Origin of the sequence: Nocardioides jiangxiensis (assembly GCF_030580915.1) — a bacterium.
Taxonomy (GTDB): Bacteria; Actinomycetota; Actinomycetes; order Propionibacteriales; family Nocardioidaceae; genus Nocardioides; species Nocardioides jiangxiensis.
In genome coordinates, this window is sequence record NZ_JAUQTA010000002.1 from 509,077 (window position 1) to 534,511 (window position 25,435).

At 71.8% G+C, this 25,435-nt stretch carries 29 protein-coding genes; 17 read left to right on the plus strand and 12 right to left on the minus strand.

Translation table 11 applies throughout. The annotated features are described in order from the left end of the window. Position 1: 1 nt before the first annotated feature. The gene (locus Q5722_RS13845; protein WP_305028845.1) at positions 2-2,467 is read right to left on the minus strand and encodes a DNA gyrase/topoisomerase IV subunit A; all 2,466 of its coding nucleotides are present in this window, start codon (positions 2,465-2,467) and stop codon (positions 2-4) included. A gap of 28 nt (positions 2,468-2,495) precedes the next feature. On the opposite strand from Q5722_RS13845, the gene Q5722_RS13850 reads away from it, so the two are divergent. Next, entirely contained in the window at positions 2,496-5,192 is a 2,697-nt protein-coding gene (locus Q5722_RS13850) for a bifunctional acetate--CoA ligase family protein/GNAT family N-acetyltransferase (RefSeq protein WP_305028846.1), read from the plus strand. Between the two features lie 75 nt (positions 5,193-5,267). Here Q5722_RS13850 and Q5722_RS13855 read toward each other — a convergent pair whose 3' ends face one another. Both Q5722_RS13855 and Q5722_RS13860 read right to left on the minus strand, forming a co-directional pair. Continuing rightward, positions 5,268-6,125: an alpha/beta fold hydrolase gene (locus Q5722_RS13855; RefSeq protein ID WP_305028847.1), complete on the minus strand. Its 858-nt coding sequence runs from the start codon at positions 6,123-6,125 to the stop codon at positions 5,268-5,270. Between the two features lie 10 nt (positions 6,126-6,135). Further along, on the minus strand, positions 6,136-6,945 hold the full coding sequence (locus Q5722_RS13860) for a class II aldolase/adducin family protein (RefSeq protein ID WP_305028848.1): 810 nt from the start codon (positions 6,943-6,945) through the stop codon (positions 6,136-6,138). A gap of 107 nt (positions 6,946-7,052) precedes the next feature. On the opposite strand from Q5722_RS13860, the gene Q5722_RS13865 reads away from it, so the two are divergent. Genes Q5722_RS13865 through Q5722_RS13875 form a run of 3 tightly spaced genes read left to right on the plus strand, consistent with a single transcriptional unit; the run spans position 7,053 to position 9,147 of the window. After that, the gene (locus tag Q5722_RS13865; RefSeq protein WP_305028849.1) at positions 7,053-7,655 is read left to right on the plus strand and encodes a TetR/AcrR family transcriptional regulator; all 603 of its coding nucleotides are present in this window, start codon (positions 7,053-7,055) and stop codon (positions 7,653-7,655) included. 35 nt (positions 7,656-7,690) lie between these two features. Next, the gene (locus Q5722_RS13870) at positions 7,691-8,131 is read left to right on the plus strand and encodes a VOC family protein (RefSeq protein ID WP_305028850.1); all 441 of its coding nucleotides are present in this window, start codon (positions 7,691-7,693) and stop codon (positions 8,129-8,131) included. A gap of 53 nt (positions 8,132-8,184) precedes the next feature. Further along, positions 8,185-9,147, plus strand: a complete 963-nt coding sequence (locus Q5722_RS13875) for a hypothetical protein (RefSeq protein ID WP_305028851.1) — start codon at positions 8,185-8,187, stop codon at positions 9,145-9,147. On the opposite strand, the gene Q5722_RS13880 is transcribed toward Q5722_RS13875, so the two are convergent. Genes Q5722_RS13880 through Q5722_RS13895 form a run of 4 tightly spaced genes read right to left on the minus strand, consistent with a single transcriptional unit; the run spans position 9,110 to position 12,325 of the window. Next, entirely contained in the window at positions 9,110-9,910 is an 801-nt protein-coding gene (locus tag Q5722_RS13880; protein WP_305028852.1) for an isocitrate lyase/PEP mutase family protein, read from the minus strand. The two genes, Q5722_RS13875 and Q5722_RS13880, sit on opposite strands and share 38 nt — an antisense overlap. Positions 9,911-9,931: 21 nt before the next feature. Continuing rightward, entirely contained in the window at positions 9,932-10,645 is a 714-nt protein-coding gene (locus tag Q5722_RS13885) for a lysophospholipid acyltransferase family protein (protein WP_305028853.1), read from the minus strand. A gap of 1 nt (position 10,646) precedes the next feature. Beyond that, entirely contained in the window at positions 10,647-11,585 is a 939-nt protein-coding gene (locus Q5722_RS13890; protein ID WP_305028854.1) for a patatin-like phospholipase family protein, read from the minus strand. Next, positions 11,585-12,325 carry a lysophospholipid acyltransferase family protein gene (locus Q5722_RS13895; protein WP_305028855.1) on the minus strand — a complete coding sequence of 247 codons (741 nt, stop codon included), beginning with the start codon at positions 12,323-12,325 and terminating at the stop codon, positions 11,585-11,587. Before Q5722_RS13895 ends, Q5722_RS13890 begins: the two co-directional genes overlap by 1 nt. 119 nt (positions 12,326-12,444) lie before the next feature. Here Q5722_RS13895 and Q5722_RS13900 point away from each other — a divergent pair, with 119 nt between their 5' ends. Genes Q5722_RS13900 through Q5722_RS13910 form a run of 3 tightly spaced genes read left to right on the plus strand, consistent with a single transcriptional unit; the run spans position 12,445 to position 14,736 of the window. Further along, on the plus strand, positions 12,445-13,047 hold the full coding sequence (locus Q5722_RS13900; RefSeq protein WP_305028856.1) for a TetR/AcrR family transcriptional regulator: 603 nt from the start codon (positions 12,445-12,447) through the stop codon (positions 13,045-13,047). A gap of 13 nt (positions 13,048-13,060) precedes the next feature. Further along, on the plus strand, positions 13,061-13,618 hold the full coding sequence (locus tag Q5722_RS13905; RefSeq protein WP_305028857.1) for a DUF5998 family protein: 558 nt from the start codon (positions 13,061-13,063) through the stop codon (positions 13,616-13,618). Next, entirely contained in the window at positions 13,615-14,736 is a 1,122-nt protein-coding gene (locus Q5722_RS13910; protein WP_305028858.1) for an alkaline phosphatase family protein, read from the plus strand. Before Q5722_RS13905 ends, Q5722_RS13910 begins: the two co-directional genes overlap by 4 nt. Before the next feature lie 5 nt (positions 14,737-14,741). Here Q5722_RS13910 and Q5722_RS13915 read toward each other — a convergent pair whose 3' ends face one another. After that, a complete protein-coding gene (locus tag Q5722_RS13915; RefSeq protein ID WP_305028859.1) occupies positions 14,742-15,389 on the minus strand; it encodes a thymidine kinase in 648 nt (215 codons plus the stop codon). A gap of 57 nt (positions 15,390-15,446) precedes the next feature. On the opposite strand from Q5722_RS13915, the gene Q5722_RS13920 reads away from it, so the two are divergent. From Q5722_RS13920 to Q5722_RS13930, 3 genes are read left to right on the plus strand one after another with little or no spacing between them, the layout of a single operon-like run. After that, a complete protein-coding gene (locus Q5722_RS13920; RefSeq protein WP_305028860.1) occupies positions 15,447-16,457 on the plus strand; it encodes an aldo/keto reductase family protein in 1,011 nt (336 codons plus the stop codon). Continuing rightward, positions 16,454-17,272, plus strand: coding sequence for a sulfurtransferase (locus Q5722_RS13925; RefSeq protein ID WP_305028861.1), 819 nt, complete (start codon positions 16,454-16,456; stop codon positions 17,270-17,272). Before Q5722_RS13920 ends, Q5722_RS13925 begins: the two co-directional genes overlap by 4 nt. Positions 17,273-17,289: 17 nt before the next feature. Further along, on the plus strand, positions 17,290-18,078 hold the full coding sequence (locus Q5722_RS13930; RefSeq protein WP_305028862.1) for a DUF2127 domain-containing protein: 789 nt from the start codon (positions 17,290-17,292) through the stop codon (positions 18,076-18,078). Between the two features lie 32 nt (positions 18,079-18,110). Here the strand turns inward: Q5722_RS13930 and sepH are convergent, their stop codons facing one another. Then, a complete protein-coding gene (sepH, locus tag Q5722_RS13935; RefSeq protein ID WP_305028863.1) occupies positions 18,111-19,082 on the minus strand; it encodes a septation protein SepH in 972 nt (323 codons plus the stop codon). Positions 19,083-19,168: 86 nt separating this feature from the next. Between sepH and Q5722_RS13940 the strand changes: the two genes are divergently transcribed. The 3 genes from Q5722_RS13940 (at position 19,169) to Q5722_RS13950 (ending at position 21,575) form a co-directional block, all read left to right on the plus strand. After that, positions 19,169-20,263: a ferrochelatase gene (locus Q5722_RS13940; protein WP_305028864.1), complete on the plus strand. Its 1,095-nt coding sequence runs from the start codon at positions 19,169-19,171 to the stop codon at positions 20,261-20,263. Beyond that, on the plus strand, positions 20,260-21,090 hold the full coding sequence (locus Q5722_RS13945) for an inositol monophosphatase family protein (protein ID WP_305028865.1): 831 nt from the start codon (positions 20,260-20,262) through the stop codon (positions 21,088-21,090). The genes Q5722_RS13940 and Q5722_RS13945 overlap by 4 nt, the downstream gene beginning before the upstream one ends. A gap of 194 nt (positions 21,091-21,284) precedes the next feature. Continuing rightward, a complete protein-coding gene (locus Q5722_RS13950; RefSeq protein WP_305028866.1) occupies positions 21,285-21,575 on the plus strand; it encodes a DUF4193 domain-containing protein in 291 nt (96 codons plus the stop codon). A 60-nt stretch (positions 21,576-21,635) separates the two neighbouring features. On the opposite strand, the gene Q5722_RS13955 is transcribed toward Q5722_RS13950, so the two are convergent. Together Q5722_RS13955 and Q5722_RS13960 are read right to left on the minus strand one after the other, a co-directional pair. Then, on the minus strand, positions 21,636-22,001 hold the full coding sequence (locus tag Q5722_RS13955) for a DUF4235 domain-containing protein (RefSeq protein ID WP_305028867.1): 366 nt from the start codon (positions 21,999-22,001) through the stop codon (positions 21,636-21,638). A gap of 53 nt (positions 22,002-22,054) precedes the next feature. Then, positions 22,055-22,501 carry a DUF3093 domain-containing protein gene (locus Q5722_RS13960; protein WP_305028868.1) on the minus strand — a complete coding sequence of 149 codons (447 nt, stop codon included), beginning with the start codon at positions 22,499-22,501 and terminating at the stop codon, positions 22,055-22,057. Between the two features lie 53 nt (positions 22,502-22,554). Between Q5722_RS13960 and dut the strand changes: the two genes are divergently transcribed. Genes dut through Q5722_RS13980 form a run of 4 tightly spaced genes read left to right on the plus strand, consistent with a single transcriptional unit; the run spans position 22,555 to position 24,759 of the window. Next, entirely contained in the window at positions 22,555-23,028 is a 474-nt protein-coding gene (gene dut, locus Q5722_RS13965) for a dUTP diphosphatase (protein ID WP_305028869.1), read from the plus strand. Further along, a complete protein-coding gene (locus Q5722_RS13970) occupies positions 23,028-23,660 on the plus strand; it encodes a DUF3710 domain-containing protein (RefSeq protein ID WP_305028870.1) in 633 nt (210 codons plus the stop codon). The genes dut and Q5722_RS13970 overlap by 1 nt, the downstream gene beginning before the upstream one ends. A 20-nt stretch (positions 23,661-23,680) precedes the next feature. Next, complete coding sequence (locus tag Q5722_RS13975) at positions 23,681-24,046, plus strand: OB-fold nucleic acid binding domain-containing protein (protein ID WP_305028871.1); 366 nt, start codon at positions 23,681-23,683, stop codon at positions 24,044-24,046. Then, positions 24,043-24,759: a DUF3159 domain-containing protein gene (locus Q5722_RS13980; protein WP_305028872.1), complete on the plus strand. Its 717-nt coding sequence runs from the start codon at positions 24,043-24,045 to the stop codon at positions 24,757-24,759. Before Q5722_RS13975 ends, Q5722_RS13980 begins: the two co-directional genes overlap by 4 nt. 7 nt (positions 24,760-24,766) lie before the next feature. Here Q5722_RS13980 and Q5722_RS13985 read toward each other — a convergent pair whose 3' ends face one another. After that, complete coding sequence (locus tag Q5722_RS13985) at positions 24,767-25,435, minus strand: potassium channel family protein (RefSeq protein ID WP_305028873.1); 669 nt, start codon at positions 25,433-25,435, stop codon at positions 24,767-24,769.

Consider the following 25,435-nt stretch of genomic DNA (forward strand, 5'->3'; position numbering starts at 1 on the left):
GTCAGCCTGCCACAGCGGTGCCGAGCTGCACGGTGACCGTGGCGGAGCACGCCACGATCGGCTGCGCCAGCGGTACGCCGGACCCGTCGCGCCGCAGGTCGACCTCGGGGAGGTCGACGGGGGCGCCGCTGGCTGCCGCGGCGCGTGCGGGCGGCTCGCCGGCCCACGCGAAGACCAGCGTGTCCTCGCCCTTGAGGAAGCGGTGGCAGCGGACGCCGCCCGTGCCGCGACCCTTCGGCGGGTACTCCGTGAACGGGGTGACCTTGACCGAGCCGGCCTCGGTCCCCGGGAGGGCGGTCGAGGAGCCCGAGGCGGTCACCACGACGGCGTCGTCGGAGACCGCGCCGAACCAGGCCACCGTGGCCTTGTCGGCGAGGCGGATGCCGGCGATGCCGCCACCGGCACGACCCTGGGGGCGCACGCCCTCGGCAGCGAAGTGCAGCAGCTGCGCGTCGGAGGTGATGAAGCAGAGCGTCTCGGTGCGGTCGGTCAGCTCCAGCGCGCCGACGACCTCGTCGCCGTCCTTGAGGCTGATGAACTCCCAGTCGTCCTTGTTGGAGAGGTACTCCGGGTTGACCCGCTTGACGATGCCCTGGCGGGTGCCGACCGCGAGCCCGAGCGAGCCCTCGGCGAACGAGGTCAGCGCGAGCACGCGCTCGCCCGCCGCCAGCTCGACGAACTCCGAGACGGGCGCCCCGCCGGTCAGGTGCGGGTCGTTGGCCGTCGACGGCAGCGTCGGGAGGTCGAGGACGCCCAGCTTGATGACGCGGCCCTGGGTGGTCAGCAGGCCGATCTCACCACGCGCGGTCGCCCGGACGGCGGAGACCACCACGTCGTGCTTGCCGCGAGGTCCGCCCTGGCCCGGCGCGTCGGCCGACGTCGTACGGGCGAGGAGGCCGGAGGAGGAGAGGTAGACGAAGCACGGGTCGTCGGCCACCTCCAGCGGCACGGCGCTGGTGACGGCGACCCCCGCCGACTCCAGGAGCACGGTGCGGCGCGGGGTGCCGTAGGTCTTGGCGACCTCCGCGAGCTCGTCGGAGACGACCTTCCGGAGCAGCTTCTCGTCGGCCAGGATCGCGTCGAGCTCCTCGATCGTGCGCCGCAGGTCCTCCTGCTCCTTCTCCAGCTCGAGGCGGCTGAACTTGGTCAGGCGGCGCAGCGGCATGTCGAGGATGTAGTCGGCCTGCACCTCCGACAGCTCGAAGATGTCGATGAGGCGCTCCTTGGCGGCCGCCGCGTTGTCCGAGGACCGGATCACCTGGATGACCTCGTCGATGTCGAGGATCGCGATCAGGAGGCCCTCGACCAGGTGCAGCCGGTCGGCTGCCTTGCCGCGGCGGAACGCCGAGCGACGGCGTACGACGTCGAAGCGGTGCCCGAGGAAGACCTCGAGCAGCTCCTTGAGCCCGAGCGTGCGCGGCTGGCCCTCGACGAGGCAGACCGCGTTGATCGAGAAGGACTCCTCGAGCGGAGTCTGCTTGTAGAGCTGCTCGAGGATCGCCTCGGGGTGGAAGCCGTTCTTGACCTCGATGACCAGCCGCGTCGGGTTGGCCATGTCGGAGAGGTCCTTGACGTCGGAGATGCCCTGCAGCTTCTTCGCCTGGACGAGGGACTTCATCCGCTCGACGACCTTCTCGATGCCGACGTTGTAGGGCATCTCGGTGACGACGATCGCCTTCTTGCGCCCCATCGTCTCGACCCGCGCCGTGGCCCGCATCTTGAAGGAGCCGCGGCCGGTCTCGTAGGCGTCGCGGATGCCGTCGAGGCCGATGATCTTGCCGCCGGTCGGCAGGTCCGGCCCGGGGATGAAGCGCATCAGGTCGTCGACCGACGCCTTCGGGTGGGTGATCAGGTGGCGCAGTGCCTGGACCGTCTCGACCAGGTTGTGGGGTGCCATGTTCGTCGCCATGCCGACCGCGATGCCGGTCGTGCCGTTGACGACGAGGTTCGGAAGAGCGGACGGGAGCACGGTGGGCTCCAGCTCGCGGCTGTCGTAGTTGGGCTTGAAGTCGACGGTGTCCTCGTCGATGGAGGCGGTCATCGCCAGCGCCGCCGGCGACATCCGCGCCTCGGTGTAACGCATCGCGGCCGGGCCGTTGTCGGGCGAGCCGAAGTTGCCGTGGCCGTCGATGAACGGCACGCGCATCGACCAGGGCTGCGCCATGCGGACCATCGCGTCGTAGATCGCGGAGTCGCCGTGCGGGTGCAGGCGACCCATGACCTCGCCGACCACGCGGGCGCTCTTGACGTGGCCGCGGTCGGGCCGCAGGCCCATGTCGTTCATCGTGTAGAGGATGCGTCGCTGCACCGGCTTGAGGCCGTCGCGCGCGTCGGGGAGGGCGCGCGAGTAGATGACGGAGTAGGCGTACTCGAGGAACGACGAGCGCATCTCGTCGCGGACGTCGATGTCGAGGATGTGCTCCTCGAAGTCCTCAGGGGGCGGTGCGGGGGTGCTGCGGCGTGCCATGGGGGCAGTCTCCCGTAGATTTCTCCCCGTGAGCGAAGCCGCGCCGGAGACTCCTCTGCCCCCGCACCACTGGGAGGCCGATGTGCTGCTGCTCGACGGCGGCACGGCGCACATTCGTCCGATCCGTCCCGATGACGCCGCCGGGCTCGAGCAGTTCTACGCGCGCGTCTCGGACCGCTCGAAGTACTACCGCTTCTTCGCGCCGCGCCCGAAGCTCTCCACCCGCGAGATCGCGATCTTCACCCGGGTCGACCACACGAACCGGATCGCCTTCGTGATGGAGCTCGCCGGGCGGATCATCGCCGTGGGCCGCTTCGACGTCGTCGCCCCGGGGGAGGCCGAGGTGGCGTTCCTGGTCGAGGACCGCCACCAGGGCCGCGGCATCGCCCAGATCCTGCTGGAGCACCTCGCCCAGGCAGGCCGGGAGCGCGGCGTACGCCGGTTCACCGCCGACGTCCTGCCCGACAACAAGCGGATGATCGCGACCTTCGAGGCGGCGGGCTACCAGGTCATGGGCGGCGTCGAGGACGGCGTGATGACGCTCGGCTTCGACATCGACCCGACCACCACGGCCATCGGCGTCATGCAGGACCGCGAGCACCGCTCGGAGTCGGCGGCGATCGCGCAGTTCCTCGCTGCCCGCTCCGTCGCGGTGATCGGCGCGTCGCGGCGCCAGGGCTCCATCGGCCAGGCGCTGGTGCGCAACCTGGTCACCGGCGACTTCACCGGGCGGGTCTACGCGGTCAACCCGGCGGGGGAGTCGGTGAGCGGCCTCGCGGCGTACGCGACCGTGGGGGAGATCCCCGACGAGGTCGACCTCGCGATCGTCGCCGTCCCGGCCGACGCGGTGCAGGACGTCGTGCTCGACTGCGCGGCCAAGGGCGTCAAGGGCCTGGTCGTCATCTCGTCGGGCTTCGCCGAGACCGGCGACGAGGGCCGGCAGCGGCAGCGCAAGCTCGTCGGGCTCGCGCGCTCCTACGGCCTGCGCCTGATCGGCCCCAACTGCCTCGGCGTCATCAACACCGACCCCGATGTCTCGATCAACGCCTCGCTCTCGCCGCACATGCCGGCGCGAGGCCGCGCGGGCTTCTTCTGCCAGTCCGGTGCCCTCGGCTCCGCGATCCTCGACAAGGTCAACGCCCGAGGCCTCGGCCTGTCGACGTTCGTCTCCGCGGGCAACCGTGCCGACGTCTCCGGCAACGACCTCCTGCAGTACTGGGAGGAGGACGACTCCACCGAGGTCGTCCTGCTCTACATGGAGTCGATGGGCAACCCGCGCAAGTTCTCGCGCATCGCGCGCCGCGTCTCGCGCAAGAAGCCGATCGTCGCGGTCCGGTCGGGCCGCACCACGCAGGGTGTGCCGATGGGCCACCAGGTCCGCACGGCGATGACCCCGCCGGGAGCAGTCGACGCGATGTTCCGCCAGGCCGGCGTGATCCAGGTCGACACCCTGGAGGAGATGTTCGACGTGGCCCAGGTGCTCGCGCACCAGCCGCTGCCGGGTGGCCGCCGGGTCGCGATCGTCGGCAACTCCGACGCCATCGGCCTGCTCGCGCGCGATGCCTCGGCGTCGTCGGGCCTGGTCGTGGCGAAGCAGTTCGACCTCGGTGCGCGCGCGACGGCTGCGGACTTCGAGGCGGCGCTGCGGGAGGCGATCGCCTCCGACGACATCGACGCCGTCGTCGCCGTCTGGCTGCCGCCGCTCAACACCTCGGCCGCGGAGCCGGCGACGGCCCTCGCCGCCGCGGCCGCCACGTCGACCAAGCCGATCGTCTCGACCTTCCTCGGCGAGAAGGGTGTCCCGCCGCAGCTCCGCGTCCGCGACGCGTCCGGTGGGGCCGCGGGCCGCGGCTCCGTGCCCTCCTATCCTGCGGTCGAGTCGGCTGTCCGGGCCCTCGCGAAGGTCGTCGAGTACGCCGTGTGGCTCCGGCTCCCGCAGCACGAGGCCGCCGAGGTCCTCGTCGACCCGGTCGGCGGCCGCGAGGTCGTCGAGCAGGTGCTCACCCTCGCCCCGCGGGGCAGGGTCCTCGAGTACGCCGAGGCGCGCGACCTGCTCGCGGCGTACGGCATGGAGCTGTGGCCCTCGCTGCCCGCCGACACCGTCGAGGACGCGATCGCCGCTGCCTCCGATCTCGGCTGGGACGTCGTCCTCAAGGCGACCGCCGACCGGTTCCGGCAGCGTCCGGACCTGGTGCACTCGTGGCGCCACATCCGCGACGCGGGGGAGATGCGCCAGGCGTGGGCGCTGCTGCGGGGCCGGGTGGAGCACCCCGACGAGGCGGCGTTCGTCGTGCAGCCGACGGCTCCGCAGGGCGTGCCGGTCTCGATCACCGCCGAGGAGGACCCGCTCTTCGGACCGGTGATCTCCTTCGGCATCGCCGGCCCGGTCTCCGAGCTCCTCGGCGACCGCTCCTGGCGCATCCCGCCGCTGTCGATCCACGACGCCCGCGCGATGACCCGCGAGATCAAGGGCTCGCCCATGCTCTTCGGCTACCGCGGCTCCGACATCGTCGACGTCGACGCCGTGGAGGACCTGCTGCTCCGCGTCGCGCGCCTGAAGAACGACCTGCCGCAGGTGCACAACATCTCGCTGCCACTCGTCCTGGCGTCGCCGACGGGCGCGTCCGTCCTCTCGGCCTCGATCCGCGTGCAGCCGGTCACCGACGCCCGGGCCGACTGGTTCGCGCGGCGTCTCAACCCGCTGCCGGGCGACACGCTGCACTGAGCAGGGCTGCACTGCCTGGTTGGGTCCGGAGCGGCGACGTTCCAGGGCAGGCTGCGACCCGTACGCTGACCGCGACTAGGTGAGACCCCTGACGGCGTCGGCGACCGCTTCGGGTGCTTCGATGAGTGGCCAGTGACCGACGTGGCCGAGCTCGTTGACCACCGCGGTCGGGATGTTGGTGTGGACGCGCTCGATCATGTGCGCGCCTGAGATCGGGTCGAGCAGGCCCCACACGAAGCTGAGCGGGATGCCGGTGCCCTCGAGCGCGCTGACCCACCGGTCGGCATGGGTCCTGCGGTCGGTGATGTAGCTGATCGTGTCGTGGATGTTGACGTGACCGCGTGTGTTGGCGGCCCAGATGTCGTCGGCGGCGTCCTGGAAGTCGAAGTCTGCCGCGAAGGTCGGGCGGAGTGCCTGGGTCATCGCTTCCCGGGTCATCGCGGCGCTCACGAGCGGCCCCTGGACGGGATCGAGCAGGGCGGTCTGCACGGGTTCGGGGCGGTGGAGGTCGGGGTAGATGCCGCCGTTGAGCAGCAGCACCGCGGTCAGTCGGACACTCAGGCGCTCTTCGGCGTGACGCGCAAGGAGCTCCTGGGCCACGGTCGCGGAGTAGTCGTGAGCGACGAGCACCGTCGAGGTCGTCGCATGGTGCGCCCACAGGGCCTCGACCAGGTCGGCCTGCTCGTGGATCGAGTAGGCGTGCGGGGAGGGCTTGTCCGAGGCTCCGAAGCCCAGGAGGTCGGGCATCAGCAGCGTGTGGTCGCCGGCCAGCTGGTCTGCGACTGCGGACCAGTCGTGGGAGCAGCTCGGGTATCCGTGCAGCAGGGTCACCGTGGGGCCGGATCCCGTCGAGCGCACGAAGATGCTGCGTTCGGTGTCGCTGAGGCGTAGCGGGACCATCGTGCCCGCCGCCCACCAGTCATGGATGCTCATGTCACTCGTCTCACTCGAACACGTCCGGCTGGGTGGCAACGATCTGCTCCCACAGCGGACGGAACTGGAACCAGCCGACCAGGTCGCTGCCGATCTGGCTGTGGGTCAGGGTCGCGGTGTCGTGATCGATCAGGGTGGGGGTGCCGGCCGCCATGGCGATCATCTGTGCCTGGCAGGAGCGCTCCATGGTCACAAACCACCACGCGGCGGCGGACACGGTCGTCCCTACTGTGATCAGGCCGTGGTTGCGCAGGATCGCCGCCTTGTGGCCACCGATCGCTGCCGCGATGTTCTTGCCTTCCTCCTCAGCGAGGACGGTTCCGCGGTAGTCGTCGTAGCGCCCGTGATCGTTGTAGAACGCGCATGCGTCCTGGGTGATCGGGTCGAGGGGGATGCCGAGCGAGGACAGCGCCTTGCCGTACAGCGAATGCGTGTGCGCGGCCGCGACGGCGTCCGGGCGCGCTTCGTGGACCTGGGCGTGGATCACGAAGGCGGCCGCGTTGACCGGGCGGCGACCATGCACGACGTGGCCCTTGTGGTCTACACAGATCAGGTCGCTCACCCGGATCTGGTTGAAGCTCATCCCGAAGGGGTTCACCCAGAAGAGGTCGGGGTCCTCCGGGTCGCGCGCCGTCATGTGGCCGGCGACGCCTTCGGAGAAGCCGAGCTTGCCGAAGACCCGGAACGCCACGGCGAGGTCGCGCAGTCGCTGCTGGCGTTCCTCCTCGACCGACAGCCCCATCGGGGGCAGGGGGAGGTCGCAGTCGTCCGGGAACGGGCCGAGAGCCCGCTCCAGCAGTGCCTTCATGTCCTCGTCCATGGCGGACCCTCTCGATAGTGATCGCAATCGGATTGTGATCACTATCGGATTTGATTCGCTATCATGTCAAGGGTCGAGTTCGAGTCGTCCAGATGCGGGGGAGTCCGGTGCCGAAGGGGCCAACGAAGCGACGTCCGGAGACGCGCGCGAAGCTGCTGGCGGCAGCCGGTGAGCTGTTCGCCCGGCAGGGGGTCGGGGCGACCTCGATCGGCGAGATCTGTCGTCAGGCGGGCTACACCACCGGTGCCTTCTACTCGAACTTCGAGTCGAAGGACGAGCTGTTCTTCACGCTCTTCGACGCACATGCCGCGGAGGCCATCGAGACGATCCGGCAGCGCCTCGAAGCACTGGACGTCGAGAGCTTGACCGTCGAGGAGCTGATCGCCCCCTTCGCGCACATCCGGCCCGAGGAGCGCGACTGGTTCCTGATCAGCTCGGAGTTCACGCTGTTCGCGATCCGCAACAGCGACGCAGCGCGGAAGGTCGCGGAGCACGATGCCCGCGCCCGCGCGATGCTCACCCCGGTGGTCACCCGGCTGCTGGCTGCGGCTGGCGTGACGTCGCCGGCGGGGGTCGACCACTTCTGCCGCTACCTGATCGCCCTGCGCGAGGGGGGTCTCGCCCAGAGCCTGGTCGAACCGGAGAACCTCGACCATGGCGAGCTCGAGCGCACGTATCTTCCTCGGCTCCTACGGGGCTTCGAGAAGTAGCTCGGTCACCGCGTGGACGTGCATACGCTGGGCACGTGACCACCGTGCGCATGGACAACGTCGCGATCGTCGTGGAGGACCTCGACGCGGCGATCGGCTTCTTCGACGAGCTCGGCCTCGACCTCGAGGGACGCCAGTTCGTCGAGGGAGCGGTCGCCGACGAGTGCACCGGCCTGGTCGGCGTACGCACCGAGATCGCGATGATGCGGACGCCCGACGGCAGTGGCCGCCTCGAGCTCACTGCCTACGACCGCCCGCCGGCGAGCACGACCGAGCCGCCGCACCTGCCGCCGAACACGATCGGACTGCACCGCGTGATGTTCGAGGTCGACGACATCGAGGAGAGGGTCGAGCGGCTCGCCCGGCACGGCGCGACCCTGCTCGGGCAGGTCGCCAGCTACGAAGACGTCTACCTGCTCTGCTACCTCCGCGGGCCGAGCGGCATCGTCGTGGCGCTCGCCGAGAGCATCGGCTGAAGGGTTCGGCGGAACCGGTACACGGCCGGTCGCGTCCGAGGAGGATGACGCCCATGTGTTCCGCCCTCGTCCGCGTGGTCGCCGGTGCGGCCCTCACTGCCAGCCTCGCCGGTCTCGCCGCCTGCACGGCGGACCGTGCCGCGGCGCCTGAACGGCCTGCTGTCGCGACGTCACGCGGGCCACAGCTTCCGCCGCCGCGCACGACCCACGACAACGAGGCCGCCACCGCCGCGTACGCCGACTGGCTGCTGCACGCGGTGCCGATGCCGGCAGGTGCGCGCGAGTGGAGCAGGTCGCCCCTCGACCAGTTCCGGCGGGCGACGCTCGGCGTGAGCCCGTCCGACCCGCGGTTCCAGCGCACGACGTGGTGGACCGTCCCGCTCGGGCTGGGTGACCTCGGGAGCTGGGTCGCCTCCCACGTGCCGAAGGGGCTGCGGCTCGAGGACGGCACGCCGTCGCAGAGCATGTCGATGGGCAGGACGGAGTACGACGTCGACCTGCTCGGGGCGAGCACGGCCACCCACACCGGCAGCGTGCTCAACCTCGCGATCGTGGAGCGTGCCGGCGGCATCGTCGTCCGGGTCGACACCTTCGTCGCGGCGCGCTTCGTGCGGACGGCGCTGGTGCCGGACGACGCCGCGTCCGTGACGCTCCGCCGGGTCAGGGCCGCGACCACAGGGCACCGGCCCGCGTCCCGCACAGCCGTGCGGCGCCTCACCGACCCCGCCGTCGTACGCCGCGTGGTGGACCTGGTCAACCGGCAGCCGGCGGCGATGACGGTGGAGAACATCCATGGCTGCCCCGCGATGCTCGGGGGCACCGTCTGGACGCTGACCTTCGCCACGGGCCAGGGGGAGTGGACGGCAGTCGGCAGCGGCGACGACTGCTATCCCGCGCTCGTCCTGCGGCACGACGGGGTGCGGGTCGGCCCTACGCTCGAGCCGGGCCGGGCTTTCGACGACGCCCTCGACCGGTTCCTCAGGAGCGCATCCGGTCCTGCAGGTCCGGGTAGCTGATCGCGCCGTCGAGGAAGCCCAGCGTGCCGGTGGCCAGCAGCTCGTGCCCGGCCCGCTCGAGCAGGGCGAAGGCGGCACGCGCGATGCTGCCGCCGAGGCTGACCCGCTTCACACCGAGGGCGAAGAGCTCGGGTGCCGGGATGGTGTTCGCCAGGCCGGCCACGATGTTGAGCGGCGCGGGGATCTCGCGCGCGAGCCGTTCGATCGTCGCGGCATCACGCACGGCCGGGACGAAGATGCAGTCGGCTCCCGCCTCGAGGTAGGCGTGGGCGCGCCGGATCGTCTCCGCGAACGGGTCCTCGAAGGACCCCGCGAAGTAGGTGTCCGTGCGGGCGTTGATGACGAAGGCCCCGGCGGGGGCAGCCGACCGCGCGGCAGCGATGCGCTCCGCGCCCTCGGCGACGGAGAAGAGGGCGCCGTCCGCGATGTCCTCGAGGTTGGCGCCCACGGCTCCGGCGTCGACGGCCAGCGACACCGTCGCCGCGACGCCCGAGGGCGAGGTCGCGTAGCCGTCTTCCAGGTCGGCGGTCACCGGCACGGGCACGGCGTCGACGATCGAGGCCACGTGGTCGAGCATCACCTCGCGCGGGACCAGTCCGCCGTCGGGGACGCCCAGCGACCAGGCGACGCCGGCGCTCGTCGTGGCGATGGCCGGGAAGCCGCACCCGGCGAGGATGCGGGCGGACCCGGCGTCCCAGGCGTTGGGGAGGACGAAGCCCGGCCCCTGGTGCAGGGCGAGCAGGGCGGCGGCAGATGAGGTCACGACGCCATCATCGACCCGGCGTCACTCGTTGCGGGAGGCCCTGAGCGCACGCTTCGCGTCGGCGCAGTAGGTGTCGGCGACGTACTCCTGGCCGGACAGCGCTGCGATTCGCTCCATCACGACGTCGGTCAGCTCGCGCTGTGCCTCGCGGGTCTCCTCGCGTCCCTCCCACGGCGAGAGGTCGATCGGCTCACCGAAGATGATGGTCGGGCGGGTCCAGCGACCCGCGATCCTGCCCGGAGGAGCCAGCGTGTCGGTGCCGATGACGGCGACGGGGACGAGGGGGACCTTGGTGTCGAAGGCGATCCGGGCGACCCCGGTCTTGCCCTTGTAGAGGCGGCCGTCGTGCGAGCGCGTGCCCTCGGGGTAGATGCCGAAGATGTGGCCCTCGTTGAGGATCCGCTTGGCGGTGATCATCGCTCCCTCGGCGGCGGTGGCGCCGGAGCGGTCGATCGGGACGTTGCCGGTGTTGGTGAAGAAGAACCGGTGCCACGCCCCCTGCAGCCCCGTGCCCTCGAAGTACTCCGCCTTCGCGACGTAGCGCACCATCCGCGGCAGCGACATCGGCACGACGAGCCAGTCGAGGTAGGACAGGTGGTTGCCCGCGAGCAGGACGCCGCCGGAGGCCGGCACGTTCTCGCGGCCGATCACCTTCGGCTGCAGCGCGAGCTTGAGCCACGGCGCGAGGAGGGCGTACTTGAGGGCCGAGTAGAAGAGCGGCTGGTCGGGCAGCACGTCAGGCTCCGTTCGTGAGGGTGGTCTGGTCGTCGAGCAGGCCGGCGCCGCGGAGGAGCTCGAAGGCCCGACGGTACGCGGCGTCGTGGGTGATCCGGATGCGGGCGGCGTCGCGCTCGGTCCGGCTCGGGATGGGGTCGTGAGGACCGGGGGCCAGCACCGCCGTCCGGACGCCGGCCAGCTCTCCGGAGGTCATGGCAGCGCGGTCGGCGGCGTACCGCTCGGGGCGGGCACGGTACGCGGCGGCGATCTCGTCACCGTGGCGGCCGAGGTACCGCTCGATCAGCCGGTCCATCGGGCCGCGGCCCGGAGCTGCGCCGTCCGGGCGGGTGGCGAGGACGATCGCGTGCGTCGCGCCCAGGGAGGCGGCTGCGCGGACCGGGATCGCCTCGGAGACGCCCCCGTCCAGCCAGCGCTCGCCCGCGTGGACGACGGGCGGGCCGCCGACCAGGGGGAGGGCACAGCTGGCGAGGAGGGCGCCGGCGAGCTCGCCGGCCTCACGGAGCTGGGTCAGGGGGACTGCGACCCCGTCGCTCAGGCGCGTCGCCACGAGGGCGACCGGCGCGGTGACGTCGCGGATCCGCGTGTCCAGCCCGAGGGACTCCATGGTCACGTCGATGACCCGCTGGCCGTGGACCACCGGCCGCCCGCGCAGCAGGTTGCGCGGGTCGATCAGATCACGGGAGACGTACGCCGAGGGGTACAGGTCGCTCAGGGCGCGCGACCGCCCGCACGCGGCAGCGAGCGTGTTGGTGGCGCCTGCGGAGGTGCCGACGAAGAGGTCGAAGTGCCGTGTCGCGCCGATCTCCTCCAGGGCCGCCGCCATGGCGGCGGAGATGACGCCCCGCATGCCGCCGCCCTCGACGACGAGGGCCAGGCGTGCGCCGTCGGAGGTCTCGCCGGACATGCGGCGCGCGAGGAGGTCGAGGGCCGTGGTCATCAGACGGCCTCGTCCGCGCGGCTGAAGCGGGTGACCGGCGCGCTCTCGCCGCGCAGCACCTCGAGCTCGGCGACGATCGCCTGCATGATCCGGCCCGTCGCCTCGGCGACGGCAACCGGGTCGGCCTGGCGGCCGACGAGGTCGGAGAGGTCGACGGGGGAGCCGATGCGGAAGGCGACCTCCGGCTGGTTCCACAGGCGCACGCGGAGGCGTCCGGAGTAGGCGGGCATCAGCTCCTGGGCGCCCCACTGGGCAACCGGGATGACGGGAGCGCCGGTCTCGAGCGCGATGCGGGCCGTGCCGGTCTTCGCCGTCACCGGCCACCCGTCCGGGTCGCGGGTGATGGTGCCCTCGACGTACGCGAGGATCACGGCGCCCTTCCGCACGGCCTCGACGGCCGGACCGATCGACAGTCCGCCGGCGGACCGGTCCACCGGGACGTGGTCGGTCGCGCGGAACCACCAGCCGACCCACCGGTTGCGGAAGAGGCTCTCCTTGGCGAGGAACGACGGCACCCGGCCCTCGTGCTCGATCATGAAGTGCGTCGTCAGGATCGGGTCGACCTGGGAGATGTGGTTGAGGGCGATGATCGCGCCGCCCTCGGCAGGTGTCTGGGGCGTGCCGCTCCACGTGGTCCGGGTGAGCGCGACGAGCAGCGGGCGGAGAGCGCGGGCGGAGGCCCACCAGACCCGGTTCCAGCCCGGGACCGTGGGGAAGTCGAAGATCGTCGGCTCGGTCATGCCCGTCCTTCCTGCGTTACAAAACGGCGGAAGTGTAACCATGAAATCGTGAAAACGTTGCGTCTGCGCGTAGCCTGAGCGTCCGCGATAATGAGGACACAGCGAAGGACGGAGTCGGAGTGGCTGGTCGGAACGACCTGCGGGAGCGCATCCTCGATGCGGCCGCGCAGGTGCTGCGCGAGCATGGTCCGCGACCGCGGCTGATCACGACGATCGCCGAGCGGGCGCAGGTCTCGCGCCCCACGCTCTACCGGCACTTCCGTGACCGGACCGAGCTCTACGACTCGCTGATGCGGGCCGAGCTGCAGCGCGTCGTCGAGGAGGTCGTGCAGCGCGCGGAGACCTCGGCCGACCCGTTCCAGGACTACGTCAACCTGGTCGTCGACATGGTGACCGAGGCGCGCGAGCACCCCGCGCTCCGCGCGATCCTGGCGCGCCACCCGGAGATCCTCAACGCCCAGCTGCCGCGCCTGCTGCCCATCGTGCTCGAGATCGCGGAGCCGCGCCTGACGCCGATCATCCGGGCGCGGGTCGCGTCGGGTGCCTGGCCCGACGTCGACCCGCGCACCGCGATCACCTGGACGACGCGGCTGATCACCTCCTTCATCACCATGCCGCTGCCCGAGGACGCCACGCGTGCGAGCCTCCACGCGACCGTCGAGTCGGTGCTCGACATCGCGAGCACCATCGCCCGCTCGCAGGTCCGCGAGCGCAAGGCGTGACAGACTCGGGCCCATGGCAACGAGCAGCTTGAAGCGCGCGATCGAGCGCACGGGGTACTACCCCGAGGTGGTCTTCGACGGCGTGGCGACCGCGCTGGCCGGCGAGGAGATCGTGGACTTCCACGTCCACCACGAGCCGACGATCGAGCACGACGAGGTACGCCGCCACATCACCGTGGTCGTCCTGACCCCGAGCCGGCTGATCCTGGCCCACACCGACGAGCACGGGGGTGACGACCTGCTGCCGCAGCCGTACACCTCCACCAGTACCGAGGCCATCGCCCTGTCGAGCGTGAAGTCCGTCGTCGTCACCCGCATGGTCACCAACCCGGACCGTGGCGCACAGCCGGCTGCCGAGGCCGTGCTCACCATCGGCTGGGGCGGCGTCGGACGCATCGACCTCGAGCCCGCGGGCTGCAGCGACCCCAACTGCGACGCCGACCACGGCTACACCGGCGTGCTCGCCTCCGACGACTTCTCCCTCCGCGTCAGTGCAGCAGCGGAGGGGCAGGACGAGGTCGACCGGCTGCTGGCCTTCGCGGCCTCTCTGAGCGCGCACACCCAGGGATGAGCCGCACGGAGGCCGGCCTGCGCCTGCCGGCGTACGGCGAGCGGTCGATCGCCGACGTCGTGCCTGCCGTGGCGGCCGCGCTCGGCAAGCCCCTCGGCACGACGCCGTCGGGCCTCGTGCTCCCATCCGCACCGGCGTACGTCGTCCTGCTGGTCGACGGCCTCGGTCAGCAGCTGCTGGAGCGCTACGCGCACGCCGCGCCGTACCTCACCTCGCTGCGCGGCTCGGCCGGCACGGCGGGTGTCCCGTCGACGACGGCGACCAGCCTGACCAGCCTCGGAACCGGCCTGGTGCCCGGGCAGCACGGCCTGGTCGGCTACACCGCGCGTGTGCCGGAGACCGGTGAGCTCCTCAACCACCTGCAGTGGGACCGCGACGTCGACCCGCTGGCGTACCAGCCGCACGAGACGGCGTTCGCCCAGCTGGCCGCACGCGGCATCTACACCGCGGCGGTCAACAAGAAGCAGTTCGCCACCTCCGGGCTGACCCGGGCTGCGCACCGTGGCGCGACGTACCGCGGGGCGGACACCCCGGGCGACCGGCTGGCCGAGACGCTCGAGTCGGCCGACGGGCCGTCGTTCACCTACGTCTACGACGCCGACCTCGACAAGGCCGGCCACCAGTACGGCGTCGCCTCGTCGGAGTGGCTGGTCGAGCTCCAGGCGATCGACGAGTTCGCCGAGGACCTGCGCGACGCCCTCCCGACGTCGGTGCGCCTCCTGGTCGTCGCCGACCACGGGATGGTCGACTCCCCGGCCGCCTCGCGCTTCGAGCTGGACCGGCTCCCCGAGCTGCGACGCGGGGTCACGCTGGTCGGGGGAGAGGCGCGCTTCCGGCACCTCTACGTGCGCGAGGGTGCCCTCGACGACGTGCTCGCCGCCTGGCGCGGCCACCTCGGCGACCGGGCCACGGTGCTCAGCCGTGACGAGGCGGTGGCCCGCGGCTGGTTCGGTCCCGTCGAGGACCGCGTGGCGGCACGGCTGGGCGACGTGATGGTCGCCTGCCACGACGACGTGGCGGTCTTCTCGACGGCCGACTTCCCGCGCGAGCAGACGATGGTCGGGCTGCACGGGTCGCTGACCCGTGACGAGATGGAGATCCCGATCCTGATCGCCTGAGGCGGTCAGCCGAAGGGGAGCGGCTCCGGGGCCAGCGAGACGGCCTTGGCCCGTGCGGCCGTCAGTGCGCGGCGGTGGTGCTGGCGGCAGAGCACCTCGTAGGCGACGCGGACCTCGTCGTCCTCGACGACGTCGCCGACGACGACCTGGTCGCCCTCGGTGACCATGGCGCCGTTCTCGGTGCGGGCGTTGTGGGTGGCCCGCTTGCCGCACCAGCACAGCGCCTCGACCTGCAGGACCTCGGTGCGGTCGGCGAGCTCGACGAGCCGCGCCGAGCCGGGGAAGAGGCGGGTGCGGAAGTCGGTGAGGATGCCGAAGCAGAAGACGTCGATCTGCAGCTCGTCGACGATCTTGGCGAGGTCCTCGATCTGCGCCGGCGTGTAGAACTGGGCCTCGTCGCAGATGAGGTAGTCGATCCGGGCGCCGGCGGTCAGCGAGTGGACGACGTACTTCCAGAAGTCGAAGTCGGGGTTGACCTCGACGGCCTGGTGGGTGAGCCCGAGCCGGCTCGAGAGGACCGCCTCGCCGGCACGGTCGTTGGTGGTGAAGATGAGGCCGACGCGGCCGCGCGCCGCGTGGTTGTGGTTGGTCTGGAGCGCCAGCGTGCTCTTGCCGGCGTCCATCGTGCCGGTACGGAAGATCAGTTCAGCCACAGCGGAGAATCATGCCAGCCGGTGCCGCCGCCTTGGTCCGCGGTGCAGACTCGCCTCATGGACTTCAGGTACCTCGGGAACAGCGGGCTCAAGATCTCGGAGATCACGTACGGCAACTGGATCACCCACGGGTCCCAGGTCGGGAACGACGTCGCCACGCAGTGCGTGCGGGCCGCCCTCGACGCCGGCATCACGTCCTACGACACCGCGGACGTCTACGCGAACACGGCGGCCGAAGCGGTCCTCGGCGAGGCCCTCAAGGGCGAGCGGCGCGAGTCGCTGGAGATCTTCACCAAGGTGTACTGGCCGACCGGCCCGCGCGGGCACAACGACTCCGGCCTGTCGCGCAAGCACATCCTGGAGTCGATCAACGGGTCGCTGCGTCGCCTGCAGACCGACTACGTCGACCTCTACCAGGCCCACCGCTACGACACCGAGACGCCGCTCGAGGAGACGATGCAGGCGTTCGCCGACGTCGTGCGCCAGGGGAAGGCCTTCTACATCGGCGTCAGCGAGTGGACCGCCGACCAGCTGCGGGCCGGCCACGCCCTGGCCACGGAGCTCGGCATCCAGCTGATCTCGAGCCAGCCGCAGTACTCGATGCTCTGGCGGGTCATCGAGGACGAGGTCGTACCCGCCTCGCGCGAGCTGGGGATCTCCCAGATCGTCTGGTCGCCGGTCGCGCAGGGGGTGCTCTCGGGCAAGTACCTGCCCGGTTCCCCGCCCCCGGCAGGCTCGCGCGCCACCGACGAGAAGGGCGGGGCGGACATGATCGGCCGCTGGCTCCGCGACGACGTGCTGACGGCCGTCCAGGGGCTCGTGCCGATCGCTGCCGAGGTCGACCTGACCCCGGCCCAGCTCGCGATCGCATGGGTCCTCCAGAACGACAACGTCGCGTCCGCGATCGTCGGTGCCTCGCAGCCCGAGCAGGTCCACGAGAACGTCAAGGCGGCCGGTGTGCGGCTGGAGCCCGACCTGCTCGCCCGGATCGACGCCGCGCTGGGCGACGTCGTCACGCGCGATGCGGCGTTGACCGCCAAGAACGCCCCGCAGCGGCGGCCCTCATGACGACGTCGCCCCTGATCGGTGTCGAGGAGCTCCGCTCGCTGCTCGGCACCCCGGCCGCCCCCGTGGTCCTCGACGTCCGCTACCGGATGGGTGGACCGGGTGGCCCGGAGGAGCACGAGGCCGGCCACGTCCCCGGCGCGGCGTACGTCGACATGAACGCCGACCTGGCGGCACCACCCGGCGAGGGTGGTCGGCACCCGCTGCCGGACCCGGCGGTCTTCGTCGCCGCCATGCAGCGCGCCGGCGTCGGCATCGAGACCCCCGTCGTCGTCTACGACGACTGGGCCGGCCACGCTGCTGCCCGCGCCTGGTGGCTCCTGCGCCACTACGGGCACCGCGACGTGCGGCTCCTCGACGGTGGGTGGTCGGCGTGGCAGGCAGCCGGGGGAGACGTCGAGACGGGGCCTGTGCCGACCGCGACAGGCGACTTCCACGGCGTGCCGGGCACGATGCCGGTGGTGGACGCCGACGGCGCCGCCCGCATCGCGGCCGCCGGCACGCTGATCGACGCGCGTGCACCGGAACGCTTCCGGGGTGAGATCGAGCCGGTCGACCCGGTGGCAGGCCACATCCCCGGCGCGGTCAACCACCCCACGTCGTGGAACCTGGACAACCACGGCCACTTCCAGGACGTACGCGCGCTGCGCGAGTCCTACCGCCACGTCGGCACGGGGGTCGGCAAGGACGTGGCGGTCTACTGCGGCAGCGGCGTGACCGCCTGCCACGACATCGTCGCGCTCGAGCTCCTCGGCATCCCGGCCGCGCTCTACCCGGGCAGCTGGTCGGGCTGGATCGCCGCCGGTCGCGCCCGATGACCTGACATGCTGCGGCCATGGATCTGAAGCCGCACAAGCGCGACTGGAACCTCCGGTCGTGCGGTGCCCGTGGCCACGTCACCTTCCGCCCGGACGAGGAGGCGCTCGCCGATCGCCTGCACGTCGCGACGCCGGCGGGCGAGGCGTGGCGCTGCCTGCGCTGCGACCTCTACGTCCCGGGGCCGCCGCGGCTCTCCGGGCCGTCGGACTCCGCGCCGATCGTGCTGCGCGGCAAGGCCCTCAAGGACGCCTTCATTCTGCGCCTGCTCGCCGTCGAGCGCCTGCTCCGCGGTGTGGTCCTGGCCGGCATCGCCTACGGCATCTACCGCTTCGACGGCGCCCGCACCAGCCTCCAGCGCTGGTTCGACACCTACGTGCCGCTGCTCAAGCCGGTCGCCGACCGGATGCACCTCGACGTCGAGCAGACCAGCCCGATCCACCTCATCCAGAAGGCCATGCACTTCGGCCACGACACCCTGATCTGGGCAGCGGTCGGCGTCGCGGCGTACGCCGGCCTGCAGTTCCTCGAGGGCATCGGGCTGTGGCTGCTCAAGCGCTGGGGCGAGTACGTCGCGGTGGTGGGCACCTCGGCGTTCATCCCCTGGGAGGTCTACGAGGTTGCGCACCACGTCAGCCCGATCAAGGTGGCCGCGCTGCTGGTCAACCTCGCGGCAGTCGCCTACCTCGTGTGGTCCAAGCGCCTCTTCGGCGTCCGCGGCGGCCATGCCGCCTTCGAGGCGGAGCGGCACTCCGTGGCCGTGCTCGAGGTCGAGAAGGCCGCGCTCGGCGCCGCTGCACGCACCTGAGCGGCGCGCGGCCGGAGCCGGCCTGCGCGCCGTCAGCGCTCGGACGGACCGCCGAACATGATCTCGTCCCAGCTCGGCACCGACGCGCGACCGCGCTTGTTCTTCGGAGCGGGCTTGCGCACCGGCTCCTCGGCGCGTGCTGCGGCGTCGGGAGCCTCGCCGAGCGGGATCTCGTCGCCTGCGGCAGCCGCTGCAGCGGTGGGACGCGGCGCCGGGGCCGGTGCCGCGGCAGGGGACGTCGGAGCTGTCGGGGCCGCAGGGGTGTGGGCGGTGTGGACGTCGGGGGCGTCGGGAGCTGACGCCTGCACCTCCTGGTGCAGCGTCGTCATGACCGGGACCGTGGGCTCGGTGTCCTCGACCGGCGCGAGGCGGCGTTCGCGCGCCTGCTGCAGGTCGTCGCGGGCCGGGGCCGCGGGAGAGGTCTCCAGCGCGTCGCCGATCAGCCAGCGGGCGTCGTCGTTCTCGGTGAGGACGTAGTTGCCCGGGATGTCGAAGGCGAACCGGGCCTGGCCGGCGCGGGCGTCGCAGACGTACTCGGCGGTGAGCACCCAGCGCCCGTCCTCGCGACGCCACGCATCCCACTCGACGTCCTCGGCGTGCGCTCCGTGGGGACGCAGCTGCAGCGCGACGGCGTCGCCCAGCGTGCGGGCACCGGCCTCGGCCGTGCCCCGGCGGCGGACCGCACCCTTCTGCGCGCGCTCGGCCATGTGCTCGCGCTCGGCGATCACAGGGCCCGCGAACACCATGATCCGGTCGACCGTGGTGCCGGCTGCGGCGGCCACGGACTCGGCCGACTCGCCGGCCCGGATCCGGGTCTGGATGTCGCGCGGACGAAGGGTGGACTCCATCTTCTTCTCCCTCGGAGCGGGGCCGGTCGTTCGTGGATCGCGGAGTGCAGCACGGAGGCGATGGTCGACATCGAGGAAGAACCCGTTGCCCGAGCCGTCGGTCATCAGCAGGCGGCGCCCGTCATCGCTCAGCCCCGTGAGCGAGAGGTGCTGCATGTGACGTCCCTTACAAGCATGGCCCGGCTGGTCGCTGGTCGACTCCGTTTCCCGAACCCTACGCCACGTCTCTCTACGATGGGGGCATGCAGCACGACCCCTCGCCGTACGACGCCCTGCTCCTGGTCTCCTTCGGCGGCCCGGAGGCTCCCGAGGAGGTCGTCCCCTTCCTCGAGAACGTCACCCGTGGCCGCGGGATCCCGCGCGAGCGGCTGGTGGAGGTGGGGGAGCACTACTTCCACTTCGGCGGGAAGTCGCCGATCAACGACCGCAACCGCGAGTTCCTCGCCGCCATCCGCGAGGACCTCGCGGGCAACGGCCTGGACCTCCCGGTCTACTGGGGCAACCGCAACTGGGGCCCGTACATCGGCGAGGCGCTCGAGCAGATGGTGGCCGACGGCGTGAAGCGCGCCGCCGTCTTCTTCACCTCGGTCTACTCCTCCTACTCCAGCTGCCGTCAGTACCGGGAGAACCTCGCCGACGCGCTCGCCGGCCTGCCCGAGGGGACGACCCTCGAGCTCGACGTGCTGCGGCGCTCCTTCAACCACCCCGGCTTCATCGACGCGATGGTCGACGCGACCCTCGCCGCCGTCGCCGACCTGCCCGACGCACAGCGGGAGTCGGCCCACCTCTCGTTCGTCACCCACTCCATCCCGACCGCCATGAACGACGCGAGCGGCCCCGAGGGCGGCGCCTACGACCTGCAGCACCGCAGCGTCATGGAGGAGATCGTCGAGCGCGTGCGCCTCGAGACCGGCCACCGCTTCCGGCACCAGCTCGTCTACTGCTCCCGCTCCGGCGCCCCGCACGTGCCGTGGCTCGAGCCCGACGTCAACGACCACCTGGCGCAGCTCGCCGAACACGGCACCCCCGCGGTGGTGGCGATCCCGATCGGCTTCGTCTCCGACCACATGGAGGTGGTCTGGGACCTCGACACCGAGGCCGCTGCCACGGCCGAGAAGCTCGGCCTCACCTACGTGCGTGCCGCCACGGCGGGCATCGACCCGCGCTTCGTGGCGATGGTCCGCGAGCTGCTCCTGGAGCGGGCCGCCGTCGAGCGCGGCATCCCGACGGCGCGCCCCGCCGAGGGCGGGCTCCCGGCCTGCTGGGACCGCTGCGCCCCGGACTGCTGCCGCAACCTGCAGCAGGGGGACCGGCCCACGGTCGGCGGGCTGCGATGACCAGCGCCTCGGTGACCTCGCGACCGGCGGACCTGCTCGCCCTCGCGCTCGACGTCGCCCGCGAGGCTGCCGCGCTCGTGCGGGAGGCGCGCGCCGGCACGGTCGAGGTCACCGCCACCAAGTCGAGTGCCGTCGACGTGGTCACCGACACCGACCGGGCCAGTGAGGCACTGATCCGGGAGCGGATCCTCGCTGCCCGGCCCGACGACAGCTTCCTGGGCGAGGAGGGCGGCCGCTCGACCGACGGCTCGAGCGGGATCCGCTGGGTCGTCGACCCGATCGACGGCACGGTCAACTTCCTCTACGGGATCCCGCACTACGCGGTCTCGATCGCTGCCGAGCGCCTCGACTCCGACGGGTCGGGCCGGGCGGAGGTGATCGTGGGCGTCGTCCTCGACGTCGCCTCCGGCACGGAGTACGCCGCCCGCGCCGGCGGGGGAGCGACCCGCGACGGGCGCCCCATCGGCGTACGCCCGGAGGTGCCGCTCGCCGAGCGCCTCGTGCTGACCGGCTTCAGCTACTCGGCGGAGGTCCGCGCGGTGCAGGCCGCCGCGGTCGCCCGCATGCTGCCCCGGGTGCGCGACATCCGGCGGCTCGGCTCGTGTGCGCTCGACCTCTGCCGGGTTGCCGAGGGCGGCGCCGACGCCTACGTCGAGGAGGGCGTGCAGGTCTGGGACCACGCGGCGGCCGGCCTCGTCGCACGCGAGGCCGGAGCGCGGGTGGAGCTCTCCCGGGGAGCGACGGGCCGTGACGTCGTCATCGCGGCGCCGGAGGCGGGTTTTGCCGCGTTCCGGACCCTCGCGGTGGCCAGCGGCTTCCTCGCCTGAGGCACCGCTCGAGCCGGGCGGACCGGCTCTCGGATCCGCCGGCGAGAGCGGGAATACTCCGCACGCGCTCACAGTTCCGTGCACGCAACGCCGGGATGCGCGTGCATCACAGCGAGTGATGGTGCACAATCTGGCCCGCCGCTGTCGGGAGTTGCACGGAGTAGACGCGGCAGACGAAGACCTGGGAGAGACGCATGGCGACTGATTACGACGCACCTCGCAAGACCGAGGAAGAGCAGAACGAGGAGTCGATCGAGGAGCTGAAGGCTCGTCGGCACGACAAGAACTCGGGCAAGGTCGACGAGGACGAGACCGAGGCCGCTGAGTCCTTCGAGCTGCCCGGCGCCGACCTCTCGCACGAGGAGCTGGCCGTCGAGGTCAAGCCGAAGCAGGAGGACGAGTTCACCTGCATGAGCTGCTTCCTCGTGCACCACCGCAGCCAGCTCGCCGACGAGAAGTCGATGACCTGCCGCGACTGCGCCTGAGCAGCAACGCGAAAAGGCCGCTTCCCCGACTCGGGGCAGCGGCCTTTCGGCGTCTTCGGGTCAGTTGACGCCGGCGGAGACGATGTCGGCGACGTCGTCGGACGACGACTTCTTCTTCGCCTTCTTGCCCGCGGATGCCTTGTTGCCGTCGGCCTGCAGCTCCGGCGGCAGGTGGCCGGTGGACTTGAGGTAGTAGTTCGCCGCGCGGCGGGTGGCCAGCATCTTCATGATGTTGACGAACGTGCCGCTCGCGGCGGCCCAGGCGACGGCCTCCCAGACGTTGACGTCGGGATCGGCCGGGTTGGCCGGCGGGGTCTTGCCGGTCGCCTTGGTCCAGCCGGTGTTGAGCGTCTTCTTCGCGACGGCGGCGCTGCCGACAGCCGCACCCAGCGACATGATCGACCAGGCCTTGGAACCCTTTGCCACGGTGGTGCCTTCCTCAGGGGGACGTTGACACCCACCCTAGTAGGCACCGTGGGTCAGCGAGCGAGCCGTTCGGTCAGCGCCGCGGCGAGCTGCTTCGGGCGGCGCGTCGACACCAGCCAGTACGGCGTGGGGTCCTGCGGGTCGTCGACGTCGATGCGCACCGACCGCTTCACGTACGGGCGCATCGCGAGGTAGGCGCGGGCGTTGGCGTCGCGGCCGGCCAGGAGGCGGGTCTGCTCCTTGTCCAGCGGCGTCACGGCTCCGACGTGCTGCAGGGGGAGGTGGGCGCGACCGGCACGCAGCTCGCCGTCAGCGACCCTGACGGCGAGGGCGCCGTACTTCAGGAAGCCGGCCGTGACCAGGGCGGCGATCACCGCGATGATGCCGAACGCCGCGACCGGGGGCACGGCGACGGCGAGGGCGAGCCAGAAGGAGGCGACGAGCATGGTCGCCTGCACCCACCAGCGCAGGGGGACGAACAGTCGCTCGGCGTACTCCACGGGGGAGATCCTGACATCCCGGGTGTGGGCGCGCGCAGGTAGGGTCGGCAATCATGTGTGAGATCGCCATCGTCCGGCTCGACCCGGACGTGCCGCTGCCGGCCTACGCCCACCCCGGTGACGCCGGCGCCGACCTGGTCACGACCGCCGACGTGACGCTCGCGCCCGGGGAGCGCCGGCTCGTCCCCACGGGCATCGCGATCGCCCTGCCCGACGGCTACGTCGGCCTCGTGCACCCGCGGTCCGGGCTGGCCTGGAAGGCCGGCCTCTCGATCGTCAACGCACCGGGCACCGTCGATGCGGGCTACCGCGGCGAGATCAAGGTCTGCCTGGTCAACCTCGACCCGGCCACCCCGATCGAGCTGCGCCGCGGCGACCGGATCGCCCAGCTCGTCGTGCAGCGCGTCGAGCACGCACGCTTCATCGAGGTCGAGTCGCTCGACGAGACCTCCCGCGGCGCCGGCGGCCACGGCTCCACCGGCGGGTTCACCGCCTCCGACCCCCTCACTGCCGGGAGCACCCTCTGATGTTCAACAAGCGCAAGAAGTCCGTCGCCGGTGGCGAGAGCGCCGCCCCGGGCGCCGTGGAGGCCACGCCCGCCGCGCAGCCTGCGCCGCTGCGTCCGCTCGACATCTCCGAGGTCGACCTCGAGGACGGTGCCCCGCGCGTCGACCTCGGCGGCATCCTGCTGACCCACGTCGAGGGCTTCGAGATCCGGATGCAGGTCGACGAGGCGAGTGGCCAGGTCCAGTCGGTGATCTTCGCGGCAGAGGAGGGCGCCCTCGAGGTGCGTGCCTTCGCCGCGAGCCGCGGCGGCGACATGTGGGACGAGATCCGCCCGCAGATCGCCGCCGACGCCGCCCAGCGCGGCGGCACCGCGACCGAGGCCGCCGGACGTTTCGGGGCCGAGCTCGTCTGCCGGGTGCCCGGTCAGCTGCCCGACGGGTCGGAGGTGCTCCAGGAGACCCGCATCGTCGGTGTCGACGGGCCGCGGTGGTTCGTGCGGGGCACGCTCATCGGCGCCCCCGTGCGCGACGACTCGCTCCGTCCGGCGTACGACGAGGCGCTGCTGTCCATGGTCGTGCGACGGGGTGCCGGCGCGATGGCCCCCGGTGACCCGCTGCCGCTCTCGGTCCCCAACGACGCCCGCCGCATCTGAGACCCCTCTAGGCTGGAGCCATGGGAGACGGACGCTCGCGCCTGCGGCGCACGATCAGCCGGTGGGCGGACAGCTCTGACCAGCACGCCCGCGAGTTGCAGAAGTCCGTGGAGGGATCCGGCTGCTGCTCGATCGCCGACGCCCCGGACCGGCAGCACGTCCGGCTCCAGGGTGCGCTGCGCACGGTGACCCTGCGCCCGCGTGGAGGCGTGCCCGCGCTCGAGGCCGAGCTCTTCGACGGCAGCGACGTGCTCACGGTCGTCTGGCTCGGTCGGCGCCGGATCACGGGCATCAGCCCGGGCCGGTCGGTCCGGGTCGAGGGGCGCATCGGCGTCCAGGACGGGCACCGCGTCATGTTCAACCCGCGCTACGAGCTCACGTCGTGAACGACATCGCCGACCTCCGCGGCGCCGGTGACCACCACGCGACCACGGAGACGGTGGAGGCCGTCGTACGCCGGCAGCTGGGCACCGCGCTCGGTGGGCGCCGCGGCATGGTCGAGGCGGCCGTGCCGACGATCCTCTTCACGGTGGTCTTCCTGACCACCCGCGAGCTGAAGGTCGCACTGGCGGTGAGCCTGGGTGCCGCGGTGGTGGCCCTGCTCGCGCGAGTGGTGCAGCGCCAGACGGTGCAGTTCGCCGTCAACGCCCTGTTCGGCATCGGCATCGGCGCGGCCTTCGCGTGGCGCGCCGCCCGGGGCGGTGGCAGCGCCGATGAGCAGGCCCTGGCGTACTTCGTGCCCGGCCTGATCTACAACGCCGGCTACGCCGCGGCCCTGATCCTGTCGATCATCACCCGCTGGCCGCTGGTCGGCTTCATGGTCGGCAGCGTCACCGGTGACCCGACCGGCTGGCGTGACGACGTCAGCGTGCGCCGGCTGTGCAGCCGGCTCACCTGGGTGCTGGTCGCACCCTGCGTGCTCCGTGTCGTGGTCCAGGCGCCCGTGTACCTGCTGGCCAGCCACGGCCCCCTCGACTCCGGGGTCGCCGTGGGCGTCCTCGGAGCCTGCAAGCTCGTGATGGGCTGGCCGTTGCAGCTCGCCTCGCTCGCGGCGATGGTGTGGCTGCTCGGCCGCAACCGGACGCCGGTCGCGGCCTGACCGGCCCTCAGCCGTGCGTGCGCGGCGAGAGGAGCTTCTCCAGCTCCTCCTCGACCTCCGCGGGCACCACGAAGAGCAGCTCGTCGCCGGACTCGAGCGGCTGCTCGGCGTCGGGGGCGTAGACCTGGCCGTCGCGCAGGATCGTGACCAGGGCGCAGTTGGCCGGCCACGGCACCTGGCCGCTCGGGACGCCGACGTGTGGCGAGTCGCCGGGCAGCACCATCTCGACGAGGTTGGCGTTGCCCTTGCGGAAGGTGAAGAGCCGGACCAGGTCGCCGACGGAGACAGCCTCCTCGACCAGCGCCGACATGATGCGCGGGGTGGAGACACTGACGTCGACGCCCCAGGCCTCGGTGAAGAGCCACTCGTTGTTGGGGTGGTTGATCCGGGCGACCGTGCGCGGCACACCGAACTCGGTCTTCGCCAGCAGGGAGGTCACCAGGTTGACCTTGTCGTCGCCGGTCGCCGCGATCACCACGTCGCAGTGCTCGAAGCGTGCCTCCTCCAGCGAGCTCAGCTCACAGGAGTCGGCGAGCAGCCACTCGGCGTTCGGGACGCGCTCGGGACGGATGGAGTCCGGGTCCTTGTCGACCAGGAGGACGTCGTGACCGTTGCCGATCAGCTCACGGGCGATGGAGCGGCCGACAGCGCCGGCTCCGGCGATAGCTACGCGCAT

Excerpts from the sequence above, each read along its gene's own strand:
- Q5722_RS13845 (WP_305028845.1), bottom strand. The coding sequence starts at position 2,467 with ATGGCACGCCGCAGCACCCCCGCACCGCCCCCTGAGGACTTCGAGGAG.
- Q5722_RS13855 (WP_305028847.1), bottom strand. The coding sequence starts at position 6,125 with ATGAGCATCCATGACTGGTGGGCGGCGGGCACGATGGTCCCGCTACGC.
- Q5722_RS13860 (WP_305028848.1), bottom strand. The coding sequence starts at position 6,945 with ATGGACGAGGACATGAAGGCACTGCTGGAGCGGGCTCTCGGCCCGTTC.
- Q5722_RS13875 (WP_305028851.1), top strand. The coding sequence starts at position 8,185 with ATGTGTTCCGCCCTCGTCCGCGTGGTCGCCGGTGCGGCCCTCACTGCC.
- Q5722_RS13890 (WP_305028854.1), bottom strand. The coding sequence starts at position 11,585 with ATGACCACGGCCCTCGACCTCCTCGCGCGCCGCATGTCCGGCGAGACC.
- Q5722_RS13895 (WP_305028855.1), bottom strand. The coding sequence starts at position 12,325 with ATGACCGAGCCGACGATCTTCGACTTCCCCACGGTCCCGGGCTGGAAC.
- Q5722_RS13905 (WP_305028857.1), top strand. The coding sequence starts at position 13,061 with ATGGCAACGAGCAGCTTGAAGCGCGCGATCGAGCGCACGGGGTACTAC.
- Q5722_RS13910 (WP_305028858.1), top strand. The coding sequence starts at position 13,615 with ATGAGCCGCACGGAGGCCGGCCTGCGCCTGCCGGCGTACGGCGAGCGG.
- Q5722_RS13920 (WP_305028860.1), top strand. The coding sequence starts at position 15,447 with ATGGACTTCAGGTACCTCGGGAACAGCGGGCTCAAGATCTCGGAGATC.
- Q5722_RS13925 (WP_305028861.1), top strand. The coding sequence starts at position 16,454 with ATGACGACGTCGCCCCTGATCGGTGTCGAGGAGCTCCGCTCGCTGCTC.
- Q5722_RS13930 (WP_305028862.1), top strand. The coding sequence starts at position 17,290 with ATGGATCTGAAGCCGCACAAGCGCGACTGGAACCTCCGGTCGTGCGGT.
- sepH (WP_305028863.1), bottom strand. The coding sequence starts at position 19,082 with ATGCAGCACCTCTCGCTCACGGGGCTGAGCGATGACGGGCGCCGCCTG.
- Q5722_RS13940 (WP_305028864.1), top strand. The coding sequence starts at position 19,169 with ATGCAGCACGACCCCTCGCCGTACGACGCCCTGCTCCTGGTCTCCTTC.
- Q5722_RS13945 (WP_305028865.1), top strand. The coding sequence starts at position 20,260 with ATGACCAGCGCCTCGGTGACCTCGCGACCGGCGGACCTGCTCGCCCTC.
- Q5722_RS13950 (WP_305028866.1), top strand. The coding sequence starts at position 21,285 with ATGGCGACTGATTACGACGCACCTCGCAAGACCGAGGAAGAGCAGAAC.
- dut (WP_305028869.1), top strand. The coding sequence starts at position 22,555 with ATGTGTGAGATCGCCATCGTCCGGCTCGACCCGGACGTGCCGCTGCCG.
- Q5722_RS13970 (WP_305028870.1), top strand. The coding sequence starts at position 23,028 with ATGTTCAACAAGCGCAAGAAGTCCGTCGCCGGTGGCGAGAGCGCCGCC.
- Q5722_RS13975 (WP_305028871.1), top strand. The coding sequence starts at position 23,681 with ATGGGAGACGGACGCTCGCGCCTGCGGCGCACGATCAGCCGGTGGGCG.
- Q5722_RS13985 (WP_305028873.1), bottom strand. The coding sequence starts at position 25,435 with ATGCGCGTAGCTATCGCCGGAGCCGGCGCTGTCGGCCGCTCCATCGCC.